Annotated in this window: 1 protein-coding gene; it reads right to left on the reverse strand. The window is 49.2% G+C overall.

All coding sequences use genetic code 11. The features are described 5' to 3' along the window. Positions 1–606, reverse strand: a 606-nt coding sequence (locus E5342_RS19155) for a phage integrase SAM-like domain-containing protein (protein WP_135960094.1), incomplete at both ends; no start/stop codon positions are given.

Consider the following 606-nt stretch of genomic DNA (forward strand, 5'->3'; position numbering starts at 1 on the left):
CTTTCTTGTAGGCAAGGCGGCAGATTTTCTTCAGGATGGCAAGGTGGTGGCGTACAGTGTCAATCGCATAGCCTTTTTCTTCCGTGACGAATGTCTGATAGTTGTGGATGAACTGTTCCGTCAGTTGTCCGAAAGCCAAATCCTTGACCTTGTACTTGGTTTCGATAAATTCTCGGAGTGCCAACCGCATATAGTAATAGCCGGGATAAGTTCCTTTCGCCCGGTCTATGCCGATACGCGCCTTGATGTCATCACATACGGCATCAGTCATTTTCATGAGGGTCATTTGTGTTTCCATGCTGCCTTGGAAAAGATCTTTCACATCGGTGGCATCAAAATCAATCTTGCGCTCCACAAGATTGTCGAACGCAGTGTTCACCGCCAGCAGCAGCTTGTCAATCTTGACGTTGGTTTCCACCGCCTCTTTGCTCTTGCCGTTCAGACGGCTCTCACGGGGATTCCACAATTCCGGTGTGCAGGAAAGCTTGCATCCGAACTGCGCCATCGTGCGGTTCACCGTAATCCTTCCCATTATCGGGGCTTTGCCCGACTTGTCCAGTCCGCTCTTTTTGAGGTAGAGCAACACCTTGAATTTTTCTACTTTCA

The sequence above is a fragment of the Parabacteroides distasonis genome, assembly GCF_004793765.1.
GTDB classification, from domain to species: domain Bacteria; phylum Bacteroidota; class Bacteroidia; order Bacteroidales; family Tannerellaceae; genus Parabacteroides; species Parabacteroides distasonis_A.